The organism is Gillisia hiemivivida (assembly GCF_007997295.1).
Classification (GTDB): Bacteria; Bacteroidota; Bacteroidia; order Flavobacteriales; family Flavobacteriaceae; genus Gillisia; species Gillisia hiemivivida.
In genome coordinates this window covers 112,018-130,914 of sequence record NZ_VORY01000002.1, presented here as the reverse complement: position 1 = coordinate 130,914, position 18,897 = coordinate 112,018, and the positions used below count along the sequence as shown (strand labels likewise).

Annotated in this window: 15 protein-coding genes; 5 read left to right on the top strand and 10 right to left on the bottom strand. The window is 33.2% G+C overall.

Annotation, left to right across the window (positions count from 1 at the left end; genetic code table 11):
- Window positions 1–311 precede the first annotated feature (311 nt).
- The 5 genes from ES724_RS02840 to ES724_RS02820 all read right to left on the bottom strand — a co-directional run bounded on the left by ES724_RS02840 (window position 312) and on the right by ES724_RS02820 (window position 4,034).
- Window positions 312–1,418 carry an ABC transporter substrate-binding protein gene (locus ES724_RS02840; protein WP_170249841.1) on the bottom strand — a complete coding sequence of 369 codons (1,107 nt, stop codon included), beginning with the start codon at window positions 1,416–1,418 and terminating at the stop codon, window positions 312–314.
- A 645-nt stretch (window positions 1,419–2,063) separates the two neighbouring features.
- Window positions 2,064–2,861 carry a M48 family metallopeptidase gene (locus ES724_RS02835; protein ID WP_146929303.1) on the bottom strand — a complete coding sequence of 266 codons (798 nt, stop codon included), beginning with the start codon at window positions 2,859–2,861 and terminating at the stop codon, window positions 2,064–2,066.
- A complete protein-coding gene (locus ES724_RS02830) occupies window positions 2,858–3,295 on the bottom strand; it encodes a DUF4870 domain-containing protein (protein WP_146929300.1) in 438 nt (145 codons plus the stop codon). Before ES724_RS02830 ends, ES724_RS02835 begins: the two co-directional genes overlap by 4 nt.
- A complete protein-coding gene (locus ES724_RS16985) occupies window positions 3,292–3,699 on the bottom strand; it encodes a DUF2752 domain-containing protein (protein WP_146929297.1) in 408 nt (135 codons plus the stop codon). The genes ES724_RS02830 and ES724_RS16985 overlap by 4 nt, the downstream gene beginning before the upstream one ends.
- Window positions 3,699–4,034, bottom strand: a complete 336-nt coding sequence (locus ES724_RS02820; protein WP_146929294.1) for a TM2 domain-containing protein — start codon at window positions 4,032–4,034, stop codon at window positions 3,699–3,701. The genes ES724_RS16985 and ES724_RS02820 overlap by 1 nt, the downstream gene beginning before the upstream one ends.
- A gap of 274 nt (window positions 4,035–4,308) precedes the next feature.
- On the opposite strand from ES724_RS02820, the gene ES724_RS02815 reads away from it, so the two are divergent.
- Entirely contained in the window at window positions 4,309–5,094 is a 786-nt protein-coding gene (locus ES724_RS02815; protein WP_146929291.1) for a tRNA pseudouridine synthase A, read from the top strand.
- Window positions 5,095–5,098: 4 nt separating this feature from the next.
- Here the strand turns inward: ES724_RS02815 and recQ are convergent, their stop codons facing one another.
- The gene (gene recQ / locus ES724_RS02810; protein ID WP_146929288.1) at window positions 5,099–7,207 is read right to left on the bottom strand and encodes a DNA helicase RecQ; all 2,109 of its coding nucleotides are present in this window, start codon (window positions 7,205–7,207) and stop codon (window positions 5,099–5,101) included.
- A 119-nt stretch (window positions 7,208–7,326) separates the two neighbouring features.
- Between recQ and corA the strand changes: the two genes are divergently transcribed.
- Window positions 7,327–8,409, top strand: a complete 1,083-nt coding sequence (corA, locus tag ES724_RS02805) for a magnesium/cobalt transporter CorA (RefSeq protein ID WP_146929285.1) — start codon at window positions 7,327–7,329, stop codon at window positions 8,407–8,409.
- Window positions 8,410–8,534: 125 nt separating this feature from the next.
- Here corA and ES724_RS02800 read toward each other — a convergent pair whose 3' ends face one another.
- Window positions 8,535–8,822, bottom strand: a complete 288-nt coding sequence (locus ES724_RS02800) for a hypothetical protein (RefSeq protein WP_146929282.1) — start codon at window positions 8,820–8,822, stop codon at window positions 8,535–8,537.
- Between the two features lie 264 nt (window positions 8,823–9,086).
- Between ES724_RS02800 and ES724_RS02795 the strand changes: the two genes are divergently transcribed.
- Window positions 9,087–10,250 (top strand): lactonase family protein, encoded by a 1,164-nt coding sequence (locus ES724_RS02795; protein ID WP_146929279.1) that lies wholly within the window; start codon window positions 9,087–9,089, stop codon window positions 10,248–10,250.
- Between the two features lie 476 nt (window positions 10,251–10,726).
- Here ES724_RS02795 and ES724_RS02790 read toward each other — a convergent pair whose 3' ends face one another.
- From ES724_RS02790 to ES724_RS02780, 3 genes are all read right to left on the bottom strand, one after another.
- Window positions 10,727–11,626 (bottom strand): M14 family metallopeptidase, encoded by a 900-nt coding sequence (locus tag ES724_RS02790; protein WP_146929276.1) that lies wholly within the window; start codon window positions 11,624–11,626, stop codon window positions 10,727–10,729.
- A gap of 88 nt (window positions 11,627–11,714) precedes the next feature.
- Entirely contained in the window at window positions 11,715–12,764 is a 1,050-nt protein-coding gene (locus tag ES724_RS02785; RefSeq protein WP_146929273.1) for a glutathione synthetase, read from the bottom strand.
- Window positions 12,761–14,623, bottom strand: coding sequence for a flavohemoglobin expression-modulating QEGLA motif protein (locus tag ES724_RS02780; RefSeq protein WP_146929270.1), 1,863 nt, complete (start codon window positions 14,621–14,623; stop codon window positions 12,761–12,763). The genes ES724_RS02785 and ES724_RS02780 overlap by 4 nt, the downstream gene beginning before the upstream one ends.
- A gap of 537 nt (window positions 14,624–15,160) precedes the next feature.
- Between ES724_RS02780 and ES724_RS02775 the strand changes: the two genes are divergently transcribed.
- Together ES724_RS02775 and ES724_RS02770 are read left to right on the top strand one after the other, a co-directional pair.
- Window positions 15,161–16,417 (top strand): tyrosine-type recombinase/integrase, encoded by a 1,257-nt coding sequence (locus ES724_RS02775; RefSeq protein WP_146929267.1) that lies wholly within the window; start codon window positions 15,161–15,163, stop codon window positions 16,415–16,417.
- A gap of 303 nt (window positions 16,418–16,720) precedes the next feature.
- A complete protein-coding gene (locus ES724_RS02770; RefSeq protein ID WP_146929264.1) occupies window positions 16,721–18,895 on the top strand; it encodes a peptidase domain-containing ABC transporter in 2,175 nt (724 codons plus the stop codon).
- Window positions 18,896–18,897: the final 2 nt, after the last annotated feature.

The window sequence follows — 18,897 nt, the reverse complement described above, 5'->3', positions numbered from 1 at the left end:
TATTTCATTCAAATATTCCACATTCAATGGTTTTGGATGAAAAGCGTTAATTTTTTTTGTTTATCTCGTTTAGAGTCCAATGACTATTATCCTATATGAATTGGTCCCGTCACCCTAAACTTGGTTCAGGGTCTCATTCCTATATAAATGAGATGTTGAAACTCCCGACTATTCGGGACAACATGACGGAAATAATCTGTAATTAATTGAAAAAATATTTACTGGAACAAAAGGGGACATACAAATATTTTTTATCAATATTTTCATCAGATGGCTTTAGCTATTGTAAAATGGAAGGTAATTGGAGGTTGTTAGCGTTTAATTTTTATAAGTTTACCATCAGATTCCACTTTATATAATGAAAAATATATTCCTCTCGACGACCCATCTTCCTTAATAGAAATATTTCCACAAACCCCTTGATAATATTTAACATTAAATAAGCGATTTCTTAGCCAATCTACTTGAGATTCATTCTCAGTTTTATCTTCATTAATCGATTTAACTTCATTTATTACAATGTTCATAGCATCGTATGCCTGCATAGGAGGCCAAATAGAAAAAGGTTCTTCTCCAAATCTCTTTTTATAGTTTTGCAAGAATTCATTTGCTAAAATATAATTTCCATCTAGAGGAGTGAAAAAAGTACATTCGGTACCAATTATTGCACCTTCAGAATTTTTGTAAAAATCAGGATCCAATAACGTGGTTGAACCAAAGAACAGAGCGTCTATTCCCATGTCTCTTGCTTGTTTCATAGCAAGACCTAATTTCTTATAGCCAAAGAAAATATAAGCTTCTGTCCCTTCTTCCTTTGCTGTTCTTAAAATATCAGTAAAATCTTTTTGATCTTTATCTATTATAATGATCTTGTTTTCTACTCCATTTTCTGTTAAGACCTCTTTCACAGAATTAGCAGCGATGCTCATAAAATCGTTAGGAAATTGTAGAATTATGGCCTTTTTTAACCCAAGTTCTATAATTCGTACTCCAACTATTTTATTAGATTCTTCTGTGGACTTAGCAATTTTGAAAGTGTTTTTATTTAGTGAGGAAAGAAGTTTGTCGTTATTTAGTGGATTAACAGCTATAACACCATCTTCCATAATTCTGTCTTGTATTGCAATTGTACCATCTGTATTACTAATAAAAACAATATCTATATTATGTTCTTTTCTAAGCTTTTCATACAATGGTAAAGCCAGATCTTTCTCCCATTTATCATCTTCAACAAATAAATTGATCTTTGGTTGAGACTCGCTTTTGTTGGAATTATATCGTTCTACAGCAATTGTCATTGCTTGAGAAGGGCCTACACCCAGATCTGTTGCCAGAGTAGTTAGTGGGGCAATAAAACCTATATTAATTTCTTTAACTTCAGGATTGTCACAACTTGTAAAAGCTGTTATACAAATCATAAATAATACTACTAGCTTCTTCTTAAACAACATGATATTTATAATTAATATTAAAAAAACAATTTTATATTCCTAACCATACCCTAAGGACTAATCTTATGCGGGCGGAAAGATATTAATTCTACTTTCTGCAATGCTATATAATTCACGAATAATTCTGACTAGTAATAGATACTCTTTAACCCACAGAAAAGATAATTTACTGGTATCTGAATATTTAAAATCCTGATCGGCAAACCAGCGATATAAATTCTGTTATTAAATTTTTCTTGAAAAACATAAGCTTATGTGCGTGTTCTATAATTGTGGTATTTCTTATTCGCCATAGGTAATATAAGTCTGGCAAATAATGACTTCTTATCTTATTATAAATCGATTAAGTTTTGTTTTTATTGGTTAAAGTATAAAGGAAATGATCTTTTTGTTAAAATTAAGATTTAATATTTATCATCAAAATTAAAATGGGGTCTTTGAAAAAATATTGAAATATATCAAGATCTTCTATAAATTATTATACTTATTTCTTCTGGTTATTACAGTTGGAGGAAACTATATAATGATTACATGTAAGTGTATATAGAAGTAACAAAACACCTAGCTATTCTCATTATTTCAAAATTAGAATCAAGGCTTGGGATTCCCCTTTTAATTTAATTTTTCTTGTAATTCTTTCCATGATTGAGGGGCCAAGATCATTTCGGGTATTGTTGTTTTCTTAGATGCAGAATACTCCAAAATATAAGTCGCTCTTTCTTTTAGTATTGGATGAGTACTAACCCAGGATAAAGCTTCCTGTAATTCATTTTCTTTTGTGTAGAGTTTATAAAGAAAATTTGCAAATGGCTCTGTATCTATTTTTGAATTTATCAAGTAGTCCACTGCTTTTAGATCTGCTTCTTTTTCTAAATCTCTGTCAAAAGCTGAAGATGACAATAATTTTGCAGTTTGAGAGATGATCTCTGTACTCCCATTTCCTGTGGTCATAGAAATTAATACTGAAAGACCTATTTCATTAATAAGTTTTCTCATTACATGATTAAGTTCTATATGAGCTAATTCATGACCAATAATACCGCTCAACTCCTCTGGATTGTCCGAAGCTAAGATAAGACCACTATAAATAATTAGATGCCCGTTTGGCAGGGCAAAAGCGTTTACTTCCTCCTTGTTAAGAATATGAACTTTGATATGCTCACGATCAATTTTATTCCTAGAACAAATTTTAACTACTAAACTATCAATAGTTTTATTTACAAAAGCATCCTTGTTTTCTACTTCGTTACTTTTAAAAACATCCCAGTAAAGTTCACCTATTTTTATTTCTGTTTTCGCAGTTGCTTTATCAATTTCTAGCAAATCAATCCAATCAATCTGATTCAATAAAACCCAAGACGAAAGAAAAATAGTTAAGCCTACAAGGCCTTGCGTAATTACTTTTTTCATTTTTTAGTTTTACAAATTAGATTGGTGATACTACCATAGAAGAACCATTCAATATGAATTCCTTTTCTGGTTTGGATAGCTGTATAAATGGTAGCTACAAATTCGGTTGAATTAAAAAGCAGCACTAAAATTATGTAGGCTACATAATTATTGGTTATCCCTTCCGAACCAAAAACTATGGAAAGGGTCCACCAAAATGCAACACTATTTAAAGGAAGCATGGAGAATTGAGAAAGTAATGCTTGAGTACAATGCCAACGCACAAAATAGGAGCTCTTTCTATTTACTAAATAAAAAATCCCCGTTGCTAATAAATTAATAATAGGTAAAGGTAAACCTGCAATTAAGGCGATTAAGGACATAAGATAGCTATTAGAAGCTTTCTCTGATTCATGATCTCCAGGACCATAACTAAAACTCATTTCTTTTATCATAATCCTTTGGTGATGTTCCAAATCCAGTTTAGCATTACTAATAAAATAAAAACAACCAGTACTTTAGGCTTTTTAAGATAATTTTCTATTTGCCTATAAAAAGCAAAAAGACTGTGTCTTTTAGTAATCAGATCAAAAATGACCCAAAGTGGAGCTAATATCATAATTAAGGCCACTACCAATCCTAGAGGATTTATAAAAATAGATCCTAAAAAGTCTCCCTTAGCTAATGAAATGACAGATCTTGTAGAACCACATGACGGACAGGGAACACCTGTTACATGTTTTATTAAACATACTTCAATTGAACTATTAAGCGAATAAAGGCTATTAATAATCCAAATATATCCCGCAATACAGGATATAAGCAATATAGTATAGAGCTTATTCCTATTTAGGGACATTATAGGATGCGTTGAAGGTTGTCCATGTTTTTCTCTCTTGTAGCTTCCATAATAAGGAACCAATCTATAATTGCCCATAATCCTAAGCCACCACAGGTTAGAAGTTTACCTATACCAAGCCCTGTATCCCCAATCAAAAATCTATCGATACCTAAACTACCAGCAACCAATGAAACGATTAGGCTTATGGTTGGATCTTTAAATTGTAATGTTTGTACTATTCCCCACTTTGAATCATCCATTTGCAAGAGCTTATCTCTTACTTGAATAACCTGATGGCTTTCAAAATACTTACTATTGGCAATGATAAACATGTCTACTTTCTGTGAATCCATTAAATATGTGTTGGGTTATTAATTTGACAATAGCTTTCTCAACAAGTTCTTTTCGATGCATATATTTTAAAAGCATATTCTTAAGACGAATGAAAAAATGATATAGAATTCTATTTTTTTTGTGTAGGGAAGTGCGAAGCTAAAATTATTTTTCAAAAAGCACTTAAAATATTGAAATATATTTAACGTATTATTAAGAAATTTACTTCCTGTCCTTGTTGATGAGTTAATACTGCTATCTATATTTCTCTATCTTCGCAACAAAATAATCCATTTGCAGCCAAAACGCTTTTATTACCTTATAAAAATTCAATATTTAGGATATCGTTTACACGGATGGCAACGCCAGCCCGGTTTTAAAACCATAGAAGGTCTTATTAAGAAAACATTTAAATTTATTCTTCCAGATCGTAGGTTTAAGATTCTTGGTTCTAGCCGAACAGATGCAATGGTATCTGCCAACGAATCTGCTTTCGAGTTGTTTTTAGAAGAGGAACCTCTAGAAGATCTTCCGGAATTTCTAAAATTATTGAATAAGAACTTACCTCCAGATATTAAAGCTTTAGAAATTCAGGAAGTAGATGGGAAGTTCAATATTATTCAGGATTCAAAACAGAAGGAATATCACTATCTATTTTCCTTTGGTGACAAGAACCATCCTTTTTGCGCACCGCTTATGACCAATTTGCAAGATACCTTAGATATAGAATTAATGAAGGAAGGTGCGAAGCTTTTTGAAGGCTTGCATCACTTTCAGAATTTCTGCGTTCGCTCCTCTGGTAAGAGTTTATATGAAAGGGATGTAGTGTTTTCTGAAATACAAGAAAACTCCATTTACACCGCCAATTTCTTTCCAGAAAAAAGCTATGTTCTTGTAGTTAAAGGAAGTGGTTTTTTAAGATACCAAATAAGGTTAATGATGGGAACGCTTATTCAACTTGGAAAAGGTGAATTAGGCTTAAAGGACATAGAAAGAAGTTTGAAAGCAGATTTAGATAACCAAATGACCTATATAGCACCTGCTTCTGGATTAATTCTACACAAAATAGAATTTATATAATTTCTTAGTTCTCTTCTTTTTCTAAGATCGTTAATGCAAATTTAATAGTCCAGTAATCTAAGGCCTCATCAAAGTATTCGTAATAGGTTTTCAAACCTTTGGGATCTTCAATTTCATCTTTAGCTTTTCTTACTGCATCCACATCAGCTTTAGAAATTAATTGCAATAGATCTATTTTTTCACCTTCCTCATAAAGTTTTATAAGATGAGAATAAATGGTAGAAGGCGCCAATTTTCTGGACACAGAGATCTCTTCTACACTAAGTCCATCCGTGTAAAGTTGTAGTGTTTCTTTATGTGAGTTGCCAGATTTTTTAGGTTTCTTCTTAAAGCGTTTCTCTTTATTGAAAGCTATGATCTCTTTAATGAATTGATATCCATAATCCTCCATTTTCTTTCTCCCAACTCCATTTATTTGGATAAAATCTTCATCGGTCATTGGGCGTTCTTTTTCCATTTCCTTTAAAGTAGCATCATTAAAAATAAGATATGCTGGAATTCCTTCTTCTTGTGCGAGACCTAATCTCAGTTGACGAAGTTTTTCGAAAAGACTATTGTCTTTAGTTTTAGTTGTTTTAGATTGTTCTGCCTGAATTTCTTTCTGATCCAGATTTTTTGCTAACTCTAATTTGCCTCCATTGAATAAGATATCCTTGGCCATTGGAGTTAGCTGAAGATGGTTATGAAGATGAAAAGCGATCTCTACATACCCAAGATTGATAAGCTGAATTATATAAAGTTGCCAATCTTTCCAAGAAATATCTTTTCCAATTCCATAAGTTTTTAACTCCTGATAGCCTTTTCCTAAGACTCCCTCATTCTGCGCACCTCTAAGTACATCTATCAATACAGTTATAGGTTCTTTTCCTTTTAGGCGATAAATACACGAAAGCGCCTTTTGAGCGATTAAGGTTCCATCCATAAACTGTGGTGGGTTCCTACAGATATCACAATTGCCGCAATCCTCTTTTTTTAACTCGCCAAAATAGCTTAGTAAAATTTTTCTTCTACAGGTAAGTGCTTCAGAATATTGTTTCATTCGGTCCAGTTTGGCCATTTGAACTGCTTCATTTTTTGCGTTAGCAGCAAATTTTTGAAGCTGGATCACATCTGCATAACTATGAAAAAGCATGGTTTCTGAAGGCAATCCATCTCGCCCTGCACGGCCGATCTCCTGATAATAACCTTCCAGATTTTTTGGCATATTATAATGGATCACCCAGCGAATATTGGATTTGTCGATCCCCATCCCAAAAGCTATAGTTGCGCAAATAACCTGTTGTTTATCATTTATAAAATCCTCCTGAATTCTACTTCGCTCTAAATGGCTTAAACCTGCATGATATGCTTCGGCTTTTAAACCATTCGCTTTTAACTTAGCTGCAACGTCTTCAGTATTCTTTCGGCTTAAACAATATATTATTCCACTTTCATTTTTTCGACCTTCAGTAAACTGAAGAATTTGTTCCAGTCGCTTTGTTCCAGGCCGCACTTCCAGGGAAAGATTCTTTCTGTCAAAAGAGGCTACATGTATTTTTGCATCAGGAATATTTAACTGTTGGCAAATATCTTTTCTCGTTGCTTTATCTGCAGTGGCGGTTAAGGCAATAACAGGAGTAGAGGGGAAGCGTTTTTTTAAATAACCTAATTGAGTATAGGCAGGCCTAAAATCATGGCCCCAACTAGAGATACAATGCGCTTCATCTATGGCAATTAAACTCACTTTTCCATCTGTAAGAAATCTGTCTACAAACTGTAAACTTTCTGGAGCAACGTAAAGTAATTTCAGTTCGTTTTTTTCAACGTCAGCAATAATTTGCTGCTGTTCGGTTTCAGACTGACTGCTGTTTAAATATGCTGCAGCAATCCCGTTTACTTTTAGGCCATCTACTTGATCTTTCATTAGAGCGATTAAAGGAGAGATCACAAGGGTGATATTTGGCAAAAGGATTCCCGGCAACTGATAGCAAATAGATTTACCACCACCAGTTGGCATGATCACTACATTGTCTTTCCCTTTAAAAACGGCATCTATAATTTTCTTCTGAAGAGGACGAAAGCTATCGAACCCAAAATATTCCTTTAACGCACCAAAAAGTTGCTTTTCTTCCATGTGGCAAAAATAGGAGATAGGTTTAAGTATTCCGAAGTAGAATCGCAAAACTTAGCCTAAAAAGTTCGAGAAACACTTTAAACGAAAAACTTTGTTATTTTTATGCAAACTTTCAATTTATGGCAAAACGACATAGGCACCTACAGCGAAGACCTAAATCTACCAATGCACTTAATAAAGCTCCAGGAACCGTTGCTTATGTTGGTAGAAAGGAATCCGCAGAAATTAAAGTGGAGGTTATAGACTACAATAAAGTAAACTACGAACGGTTTATTTTTGATAATGTGGAAGCCACGTTTAAATTTGAAAATGAGGAAAAAATTACTTGGATAAATGTAGATGGTTTAAGTAATACTGCTGAAATTGAAAAGCTAGGGAAATATTACAAACTTCATCCCCTTATCATTGAGGATATTGTAAATACTAATCAGCGCCCTAAAATTGATGAATATCAGGACTACTTATTTATCGTTGCCAAAATGTTATACCATAAGGAAAATGGCATTTTAGAACATGAGCATATTAGTATTGTTATAGGGAAAGATCACGTTCTAACATTCCAAGAAGCAGATGGCGACGTGTTTAATGCTGTTCGGGAACGCTTAACCAACTCTAAAGGTCGATTAAGAAACAGTGGGCCAGATTATCTTGTATTTGCGCTTTTGGATGCTATTATAGATAATTATTTTGTAGTTATTGAAGAGATAAGCGATAAAATAGAAACTTTAGAGGAGCAATTATTTACTGCTCAACCTAACGATGATATTACTTTTGAGATTCAGGAACTAAAAAGAACAGTGCTCAGGATTCGGAGAGCAGTATTTCCTTTGAGAGAAGTAATTAGTAGGTTGGAGAAAATAGATAGTACACTCATTCAGGAAAAAACACTGAACTATATTCGGGACTTGTACGATCATATCATCCAAGTTTCAGAGAATATTGAGATCTACAGAGAAATGACTTGGGGGTTAATGGATATGTATATGACTACCATTAGCAATAAAATGAACGAAGTAATGAAAGTGTTAACCATTATGGCGTCCATATTTATTCCTTTAACCTTTATGGCGGGTATCTACGGAATGAATTTCGAGTATATGCCAGAATTACAATGGAAATACAGTTATTATGTGCTTTGGGGTTTTATGATCTTGGTTTTTATAGGAATGATCTTATATTTTAAAAGAAAGAAGTGGTTGTAAAATAAAAACCCCTTGCTTTTACAAGGGGTTTAAGTAGAGTTATATAGTATAAATACTAGTTTTATATTTCAAAATTGGCAATAGATCTGCACAACCTAAAAAAGTGTTTTGGTATAAAATAAAAACTATTTATTCGTATTTAATTCTATCTCATCAAAAATCTTATTCACTCTTTCACGTACTAGTTCTCTATCAGCTGGATTATCTATTTCTTCTAAAGCGTCTTTCAAATTATCTATTGCCTCTTCCACGTCATCAGCAGCATCACCGATATCATCGGAAGCATCTTCTAAATCATCTGAACGATTTTCAAGTTTATCTTCGAGATTGTCGAGTTTAGTTTCATCCTTGCAAGAAGTAAAACCTGTTGTAACTAAAATTGCAATTGCTAAACTTAAAAATGTTTTTTTCATAATTGTGGTTTAAATTATATGTTATATTTAATACCTTTTAAAGATATCGATATTAGCGAATAACCCAAGCGCCTAATGACTTTTATTTTATGATATCTTTGCTTTTTAACATTAATTGAATATTATTAATATTGTTTATTATTTTTTTAACGATTCTACTGCTTGCAAATCTGGTCCTCAGTTATCAAAATTATATCTTGGGGTAGTATTTATTGTTTGAGGTGAATCAAAGGCCTCAGCTTAATTAGTTAATATTATTTCACAATGAAAAGAATTTTCTTAGGCAGTTTATGTATGCTACTTTTTTTATCTTCCTGTAAGAACGAAACAAAAGATGAACAAAAAGCTGATGTAGCTGTTAATTCCACCTCCACAATGAATACAATTTATATTGGAACCTACACTAAAAAAGAGGGCCATGTAAATGGTCAGGCTGAAGGAATTTATTTGGTTTATCAAAAGCCTGAGACCGGAGCTTTGGAAATGGGTGAAACTGTTGCCAGTGTAGTTAATCCTTCCTTTGTGAAAACCTCGGGTGACAATAAATATCTTTATGCGGTGAGTGAACTTGGTCCAGATGATGGGCCGGCGGGATTGATCTATTCCTATAAAATTAATGAAGATCACAGCTTGGAGCAAACAGGAAGTATTTCTACTGAAAGTTTTGCGCCTTGCTATATTGCAGAAGATCAATCTGGCCGCTTTGTATTTGTTGCCAATTATGTAGGAGGAGTGGTGATGATGTATGAGAAAAATGCTGATGGAAGTCTGAAAAAGCTGCAGAAGATCAGCCTTGAAAATCCTGAAAGATCCAATCCACATTCGGTGAATATATCTTCAAATAATAAATTTGTTTATATCACAGACCTTGGTAATGATCGTATTTGGATTTTTGATCTGGATCCCGATTCAAAATCATTAAAATCAAACAAAACAACTTTCATTCAACTTGCTGAAGGATCAGGACCAAGACACTTTGCTTTTTCCAAATCGAATGATTATGCCTATACTATCAATGAGCTCAACGGAAGTATAAGTACGTTTAAAATAGAGCAAAGTGGAAAGCTAACCCACCTCAAGGATATTTCTTCCTTACCTGAAGACTTTAAAGGAGAAAATTCTGCAGCAGACATACATGTACATCCTTCAGGTGACTTTCTATATGTATCTAACCGGGGGCATAACAGTATTGCAGCATTTCTTATAAACCAAAAAACAGGTACCCTGCAGAATATAGGTTTTACTAATACCCAGGGGGCTACTCCAAGAAATTTCGCCATCTCTCCAGATGGAACATTTTTGTATGTAGCCAATCAGGATTCCAACGATCTTGTAAGTTTTAAGATTGATATAGAAACTGGTAAATTAACCGAAACAGGTAAAAAATTGGCAGTCATGACCCCAGTATGTATTGAATTTTTAAATTGATTAAATTTGTTTTTATTGTCCGTTTAGTGTCATAAATTGTTAAAAGACGTCATCCTATGTTTGTAAATAGGATTTATTGAGTTTTCCCCAAAATAAGAGACCCTGAAACCAGTTCAGGGTGACGATACTGATATTAAATTCCGTCATCTGAACTCGTTTCAGCATCTTTACTACGTCAATATCCTACGCTAGATCATTTTTTATCACAGGTCTCAGGGTGTTACTATTCTATCATCTTAGAAGCATGTCTATTTTCACTTTCCACTAACTTAACAGCTGATCAAAATCTGGCGATATCTGGGTATGAAAAGCTTAAATCGTGACAGCAAGATTTGGTGCTCTTGCAGGAACCGAGCGGGAAAATTCTATAGTTATCAAATACTTAATTCAATTCATGGAATAGAACTTATCCTGGTAGAATCAATAAAGGTTAGTGACATTACTAACCCTTATTGATTTTTTAAGATGAACCATTTTTATTTTACTTCCTCAATAACAAAAAAGCCATCATTCCCTTGAGATTGGTATAGTGGCATAAATATTCGTGCATCCCATTCACTTTTTATTTTCTTGCCATTTTGTAAAGCTATAAGATCTCCTTTATATATTTTCTGAAAATTATTAAATCCAGATTTCATTTTGAAGGTATCATTTTCTTCAAGTCCGTGTCTATAGATTATTCTAAAGGTTTTTTGATCTGGTGCATTTTTCACTGAAAACTTTTCTACACATAAAGGATATTCGGGGATTTGGGTAAGGTCTAAATCACAAGCTTCCTTCAGTGCAAGCCACATCATACCTTCATGATTTTCGGTAGAATTTTTATTAGTATGTTGGCCCGCTTCAAAAGTAAAACCTGTTAAACCTATTCTACTTAAATAGTGATCGATCGCCCCATATACAATGTCACTAAATCCTTGAACTATATAGGTAGGGAAATTTTGCGCCCATTTGTTATTGTCGTTTACCAATTGAACCGAAACATAGGGCAAACTATCTGAAGAGGTCGTATGGCAATCCATAAAATAGCGTTTGGAATATTCAGCTTCTGGGAATTGCTCTAAAACCTCAATTATTTCTAGCGTTTCCCGCTGCTCACTTGTCTCTTTTTTATTTTGGATTATATTGTCTTCTGTCCAAGTCCTATTTAAATCCTCGTCTATATAACGAACATCTCTCTCTAGGGCTAACTTATTTCCTAAAACCCCAACGATACATCCATTTATTTTTGGTTTAATATTCTCTAAAGCCGTAAATACTCGCCTTAATGCTTCTACCCCAGAAGGCTCATTACCATGAACCGCCGCAGTTATAAATAATAATGCTCCTTTGTTTCCACTTGAATATTTCCCTATTATTCTGGAGTTGTTTTCCATAGTTCAATGTTTTAATCCCTCATTAAGGGTTTAATTCCCCCGAGGCTTGCCCGAAACATTCAGGCGGGCTTGCCTCGAGGTTCTTGATTTAGGCCATAGTAGCTAATTCCCTATTGGAAATTGTATTACCATATAATCTTTTATATTCCACTTTTTTCTCGATAGACTCCACAATTACATCACTAAAATCTGGTAAACCAATATCTTTAAAATGATCCAATCCACCTGGACTTAAGACATTGATCTCAATTAATTTATCTTTTACTATGTCTAAACCAACAAAAAATAATCCGTCTCTAATTAATTTTGGAGCTGTAATATCTATAATCTTTTTTATAGCATCTGTTAATGGACTGCTATCTGCAGAAGCTCCTAAGGCGAAATTACTTCTAAACTCACCTTTTCCCGCAACACGACGAATTATACCATAATTACCATCTTTTTCCATTACCCGACCATTCATGAGTAAAACACGAACATCTCCATCTTTAACTGCAGGAAGAAATTCCTGAGCAATTACATATCCTTGTTGTGTTATATTTTCGATTATCTGATTCAGGTTTTTTTCATTTTTATCTATTAAATACACATCTTTTCCTCCAGAACCTTCCAGTGGTTTCAAAACCATTTTCTTCTTATGCTTCTCAAAGAAATCTAAAATATCTTCCTTTTTTCTTGTAATTAAAGAAGCTGGTTTAATACTACTTGGAAGCTCTTCAAAATAAAGCTTATCTATAAATGCATTGGATAGGGCATAAGCATCATTTAAAACTAAGACTCCCTCTTGTTGTATCATTCTTCCAAAAGCAACTCCCGCTTGTTCTGCCCATTGTCTGGAACTCCCTTCTTCTGTAGGATTATTTCTTATAAACAATACATCAAGATCTTTTGCAACAATAGTCTTCTTTTTAGCCTTCTCACTTTGCAATAACTCCAAATATTCTTCCGGAGATTTTGGATCTACATTTTTGGATAGAGAAACACTATTTATACTTATTGCTTCGTCATGTTTAAAGTTGAAATCCCCAACTCCCATCATATGTACTTCATGTTTTCTTTTTAAAGCTTCAAACATAATATATACTGTGGTACCACAGGTTTCTGTATCAATACCATTTACTACAAAACATATTTTCATTTGGTTATCATTTGCGAGATAGGTAGCCCGTCTCTGATTAATTTAATTCTTTTAGCTGATTCTTCATTTAGGAGATAGCTTGGGCGTAACGTGCCAGTTTTAAGCACTTTTCTATCTGTTAGTTCTTCTATGATCTTAGTGTGTTTCAAAGCAAATTTTCCAGTTAGTAAAGATTCATAATCGCCACCTTCCTGCAAGTATTTTCTTAGGTCTACCAATCCTTTCAAGTAAATAATATCTTTCAAAAAACCACCTCCTTGCATAATTCTGGAAGTGATATTAAAAGCTCTTTCCGGAGAAAAATCGTAAGTAAGAGTAAGTAGCCTAAAGATCTCTTGAAAATCGCCTCCTTGTTTAACTGCCTCTCCAGCTATCACTCTTCCCGCAAGTGTTCTAAGCCTATTTGGAGTAAGTGCATCCACAAGATATTCAGACATTACAGCCAATCCTTCTTGTAGCGGATCATAATCTGCCAGTCCTATACTTAGTTGTTTCAAGGGTTGTTGTAGACCATTATGATAGGTAAGCACATGTGTTCCTACTTCATGCTGGATAAGACCCTTGGCATCAATTTCACTTAATTTATAATCTTCTGGAATATAAAGTTCCCCTTGAGAAACCATCATAATATTCACATCTTTGCGAATGTGTACTTTGCATTTAAAATTTTCATCTTGATTTCTGAAGAAATCAAATTCTTTTCTGGCGAGACTACTAAAAGCTTTGCAATCCAAGGTTTGATCGGTTTCAGTATATGCTACTTCAGGTATTTTTTCAAGAATTTGTTTTGCCTCGCTAAATAAATGAGGATTTATTCCTTGGTATAACCTCACACTGTCATATAGGAAATTCTTAGTACCCCTCTCGCTTAACATTGTAATTTGCTGATCTAGCTCCTCTCTTTTTTCTCTGAAGAGATAAGACATTGCAGGATCGTCTATATCTTCGATCTTGAGATTGTAAAGTTTACGCTTAAGGACATCTGGATCTATTGGGAGCAATCTGTAATGATAATCCAATAATTTCTTGTACTTACTTTCAATAAAAGTCTCCTTAATTTCATGAATATTTATTGGAGAGACCAGCCACAAAAATTGAAATGAATTTTCAATGTCTGCGAGTTTTTTATCGATCTCGAAAACTTTCTCTTTTAAATATTTTCTTCCAAGCGCATTAAAACTAGCTACACCACACGAAGTTTGTACCCTGATGTAATCAAAAATAGCAATGTGTACCGCTCTATTTATAAAATCTCTGAAATTTCTGAAGAATACAGGATAGGTTTTAAAAGTTTCATCCCGGTAAATAGGAGGGATTTCGAGACCCAGTACCAGCGCTCCACATTGTTTGGCTTCCTCAATACTTAAAAGCTCTTTTTCGCCCTTCGCTTGTCTATGGGTGGTGTCTTTGATTTCAGTTTTTAAGTATAGTCCAGAAAATGTTGAATTTATAGAATCCAATTCTTCTTTAAGTACTTTAAGAGTTGTGGGTAATTTCTTTTCTGGACCTTTTAGAATAAAACTTGTACTAGTTTGTTCTCCAGAATATAGCTCTAGTAATAAGTAAGATTTGAATTTTGTCGACAATAAATTAGATAGTTCAAATAACAATTTTTGATACCCAGTAAAATCTGACGTGCCAATTATTAAATATGATGATTCACTAATGACCATTCTATGAGTTTCTGGATCATTTGGTATCTGCCGGTAAATAATTAAATAGGGTAGTTCTTTCTCTATATGCAAAATCCCTCCTCCGGGAAGAGATGCATTAATTTCAATTTCATTTTCAACTATTGTTAATATGAGCTTAATCGATTTTTCTGATAATTCTGATATTTCGGTTAAGTCTGAGTTCATAAATTAGTAAGATTTAATTATTTAAAAACTCGAAACCTATTGTTTACAAGGTCTACAACGAATTAAATAAAAATTATATTCTTAAATTTATAAATTAATCGAAGCTTATTACTGAAATAGGTCCACTTTGACATTTATTTAAGAGAGTTCAAACTTTTAGAGGAATTGAAACGGCTCAAAGATTGACACTAAGTTATTGGTAAAAAAAGAGTAGAAGATTAAGTTTGAAATAACAGAATAAACAGGCTTGATCCCTAAACATTGTGATATTGGACAGAAGAAAAATTAAAACTAAAAAAGCCCTTGTAAAAACAAGGGCTTTTAATTACAAAGTGATCGCGCCAGGATTCGAACCTGGGACCGCCTGCTTAGAAGGCGGTGAATTTTCAAACACTTAAGCAAAATATATAATCTAAAATATTGGTTATCAATATTTTAGTAAATTTTGTACTCGTTTAATCACATTTGTGTTCAGGAATATGTGTGCGTAAAGTGTGCGTAATTTTAGCTAAATTTATATTATTAAAAGAGTTTGAAATGGCAAAAGCAAGACTGATTCTCGACACCCGATCTAAGTCCAAAAGTACGAATGAAGGCCTATTTCCAATTGTAATTAGAATTTTTCACAAGAAACCTAGGATGATTCGACTTTCTTATAGTACTTCGAGAGCAGGATGGGATGATAAAAGTATGGCACTTAAAAAATCGGTTGCTGCAAATAAAGATTTGGATTGTGATGTAATCAACACCTCAATTTATAACAAATTACATATAGCAAAATCTACTATTAACAAACTTGGAGAGACTATAAATATTATTTCCGTTGATACATTGGTAGAGAATATTAAAATGTCCTGGGATGAGCAACTTGATTCTAAAATCAAAAAAGATTTATCTAATGAAATTAGATTGGATGAATGGGGACAAATTCTGATAAATCGAAAATTGAAAGCCAATAAGCCGGCTACAGCGAAATGGTATCAAGATTCCATTAATGCTTTCACACAATTCAACAATGGTAAACCGGTAAAGCTTTATCAGATAACGGTTTCCTTTCTTAAAGAATTTGAAATGGAACATGTTTCAAGAGGAAACTCCAACAATGGAATAAGTTCCTACATTCGAGCTGCTCGTGCAATTTATAATAGTGCCATCAAGGAAGATAGGTTTATACCAATAAAAAGCCCATTTTTTAATTATAAAATTCCAACTACTGGTAGGACTAAAAAGAAAGCTTTATCAAAAGAAAAGATTATTGCTATAAGAAATTTGCGATATAAAGAAAACTCTAATCTTTGGCATACAAAAAACTATCTTCTGAGTATGTTTAATGGTAGAGGGATGAATCTTATAGATTTAGCAAAATTGAGAGTGAAAAATATTACTAATAAGAGGATATTTTACGGTCGAAGTAAAACAGGCGATCCGTTATCGGTTAAGATAACTACCGAATTTGCTGAAATACTCAGTTATTATATTAAAGGTAAAGATAAAGATGATTTTATTTTTCCAATAGGTTATGATGGTTCAGTAAACAATTTTACAAAATACAAATCTGATAGAAGATTGGTGAATAAATTGCTTAAAAAAATTGCTGAAGATGCAGGAATTGAAGAAAAAATCACTTCATATTACATCCGGCATTCATGGGCTACTATTGCTAAGAACATGGGTGTTTCGACTGAAATAATCAGTGAGGGCTTAGGCCACCATTCCTTGAAGACCACTGAAATTTACCTTAAAAGTTTTGATAATTCTGTTTTAGATGATGCTAATGATCTAATTGTGGGGTAAAAGCTCTTTATTCTTAGAGGTTTTTAGCACGATATAGATTCTTTTTAAAGAATACTATTATTCTTTTTTAAACTTATGATATAGTATTCACTTTTTTTATAAATTTGATAGTTATCAAATTATTTACAAAGCTACATACTTTAAGTATATTTCCTTTCTCCCCCAAAATAACATCTATTTTCCCCAATAGATAGATACATAAATTTTAGTTGAATTTACCGTCATTTATAAATGGATAGTTAGTTCGTCTACAGATATCATTTTTCTAAATTAATTTAGTGTTCTGACTTTCAATTTTATAATATGTTTGGAGCTAATAATTTTCCCGTTTATCGCCAGCTCGATCAGATGGACTGCGGTCCAACCTGCCTAAAGATAATTACAGATTTTTATGGTGGAAATTATAATTTGAATTATCTCAGAGAAATATCTTGTCTTCAAAAAGGAGGTGTGTCCTTGGCGGGTCTTTCAGATGCCTTAAAAAGAATAGGGATGGATTCCATAGGGATTAAGGCAACTGTTCAGGAGCTTCTTCATGAAGTCCCGCTTCCTGCAATCGCTCATTGGTCAAACAATCATTTTCTGGTAGTTTATAGAACAGATAAAAGGAATGTTTTTGTATCAGATCCTGCTCTAGGACGAATGAAATACTCTCATACTGAATTTCGGAATAGCTGGGTTGAAAAAAATAATGAAGGCGTATTGCTCTTGGCCGAACCTAATCAAAATTTTGGCGCTCTAGATTTAGAAGAAAACAAAGCACAGGGTTTAGGATTTCTAATCGATTATCTGAAACCGTATAAGAAAAATATCTATCAGGTTTTTTTAGGATTGTTCATCGCTTCTGTTGTTCAGTTAATCCTACCTTTTCTAACTCAAAGTATCGTTGATTACGGTATTAATTACGAGAATATTGATTTTATATCCCTCATCGTTATAGCGCAACTTTTTTTATTTCTTGTAAGATCTGCTTCAGGAATTATAAGGGATTGGATATTATTACATATTGGAACTAAGGTTACAATCGCAATGATTTCCGATTACCTTGATAAGATTCTAAAACTTCCCATAACCTTTTTCGATTCTAAAACTACCGGGGATTTTATGCAGCGTATTTATGATCATCAAAGAATAGAGGAATTTTTAAGTGGAAGATCACTTACAATTCTATTTGATCTACTCACAATTTTCATTTTTGCTATTATCCTGGGAATTTTTAATACTTCCATTTTAATGATTTTTATTACCGGAACCATTTTGTTTATGGGATGGTCATTGTTATTTATGAAGAAAAAGGAGGTGCTGGATCATCAGCTATTCGATTTAAATCGAAAAGACCAGTCCTTATTCCTTCAAATAATATTAAGTGTTTTGGAAATCAAACTAAATAATTCTGAGGAAAGAAGAAAATCTGAATGGAGAATCAACCAAACCCAGCTTTTTGGGCTGCAGTCAAGTATTTTGAGAGTAGATCAGGCACAAATCAATGGAGGTAAATTTATTAATGAATTTACGAGTATCCTTATAATATTCTGGTCTGCAAAGGCTGTAATAACAGGAGAAATTAGCTTAGGTACTATGCTTGCGATTCAATTTATCGTTGGAAGTTTATATGTTCCCATTTCAAACAGCATGGATTTCCTTGTAGGTTATCAAAGAGCCAGACTTTCTTTAGATAGGTTATCCGAAATTCATAATCAAGAACCTGAAGTTAAAAATGCTTATAGCGGATTTTATATGGATCCTGGTGACATAGTGTTTAAAAACGTAAGTTTTAAATTCAATCCCATAAGTTCAAGATCTATACTTCATAATATTTCTATAACCATAGCTCAAGGTAAAGTTACTGCCATTGTCGGTGCCAGTGGTTCGGGTAAAACAACACTTCTGAAATTATTACTAAAAATTTATAACCCCATTGAAGGAAAAATTAGCATTGGAGATCAAAATCTTGAGAATATTAAAGCAGACAAATGGAGACAGGTTTGTGGCGCGGTATTACAAGATGGAATACTTTTCAATGATACCATAGAAAGAAACATTACAGAATCTAAATCCCAAGAGCCTGTGAACCAACACGAAATTGAAAAAGCAGTGAAACTGGCAAATTTGTCGAATTTCATTGATGAACTGCCATTTAAATATCAGACTAAAATTGGGGAGCAAGGCCAGCTATTAAGCGGAGGAGAAAAGCAAAGATTACTTATTGCAAGAGCAATTTATAAGAATCCTGATTATCTGTTCTTCGATGAAGCAACTAGTTCTCTGGATGCGGAAAATGAAAAAGTAATTACTGAAAATTTAAATCAGTTTTATAAAAACAAAACTGTAGTCATAATAGCTCATCGATTGTCCACGGTAAAAAATGCTGATCAAATTCTAGTCATGCATAAAGGTAAGGTAGTCGAAGAAGGTAATCATCAGGAACTGCTATCACGGCAAGGTTTTTATTACCAATTAATACAGAATCAACTTTAAAA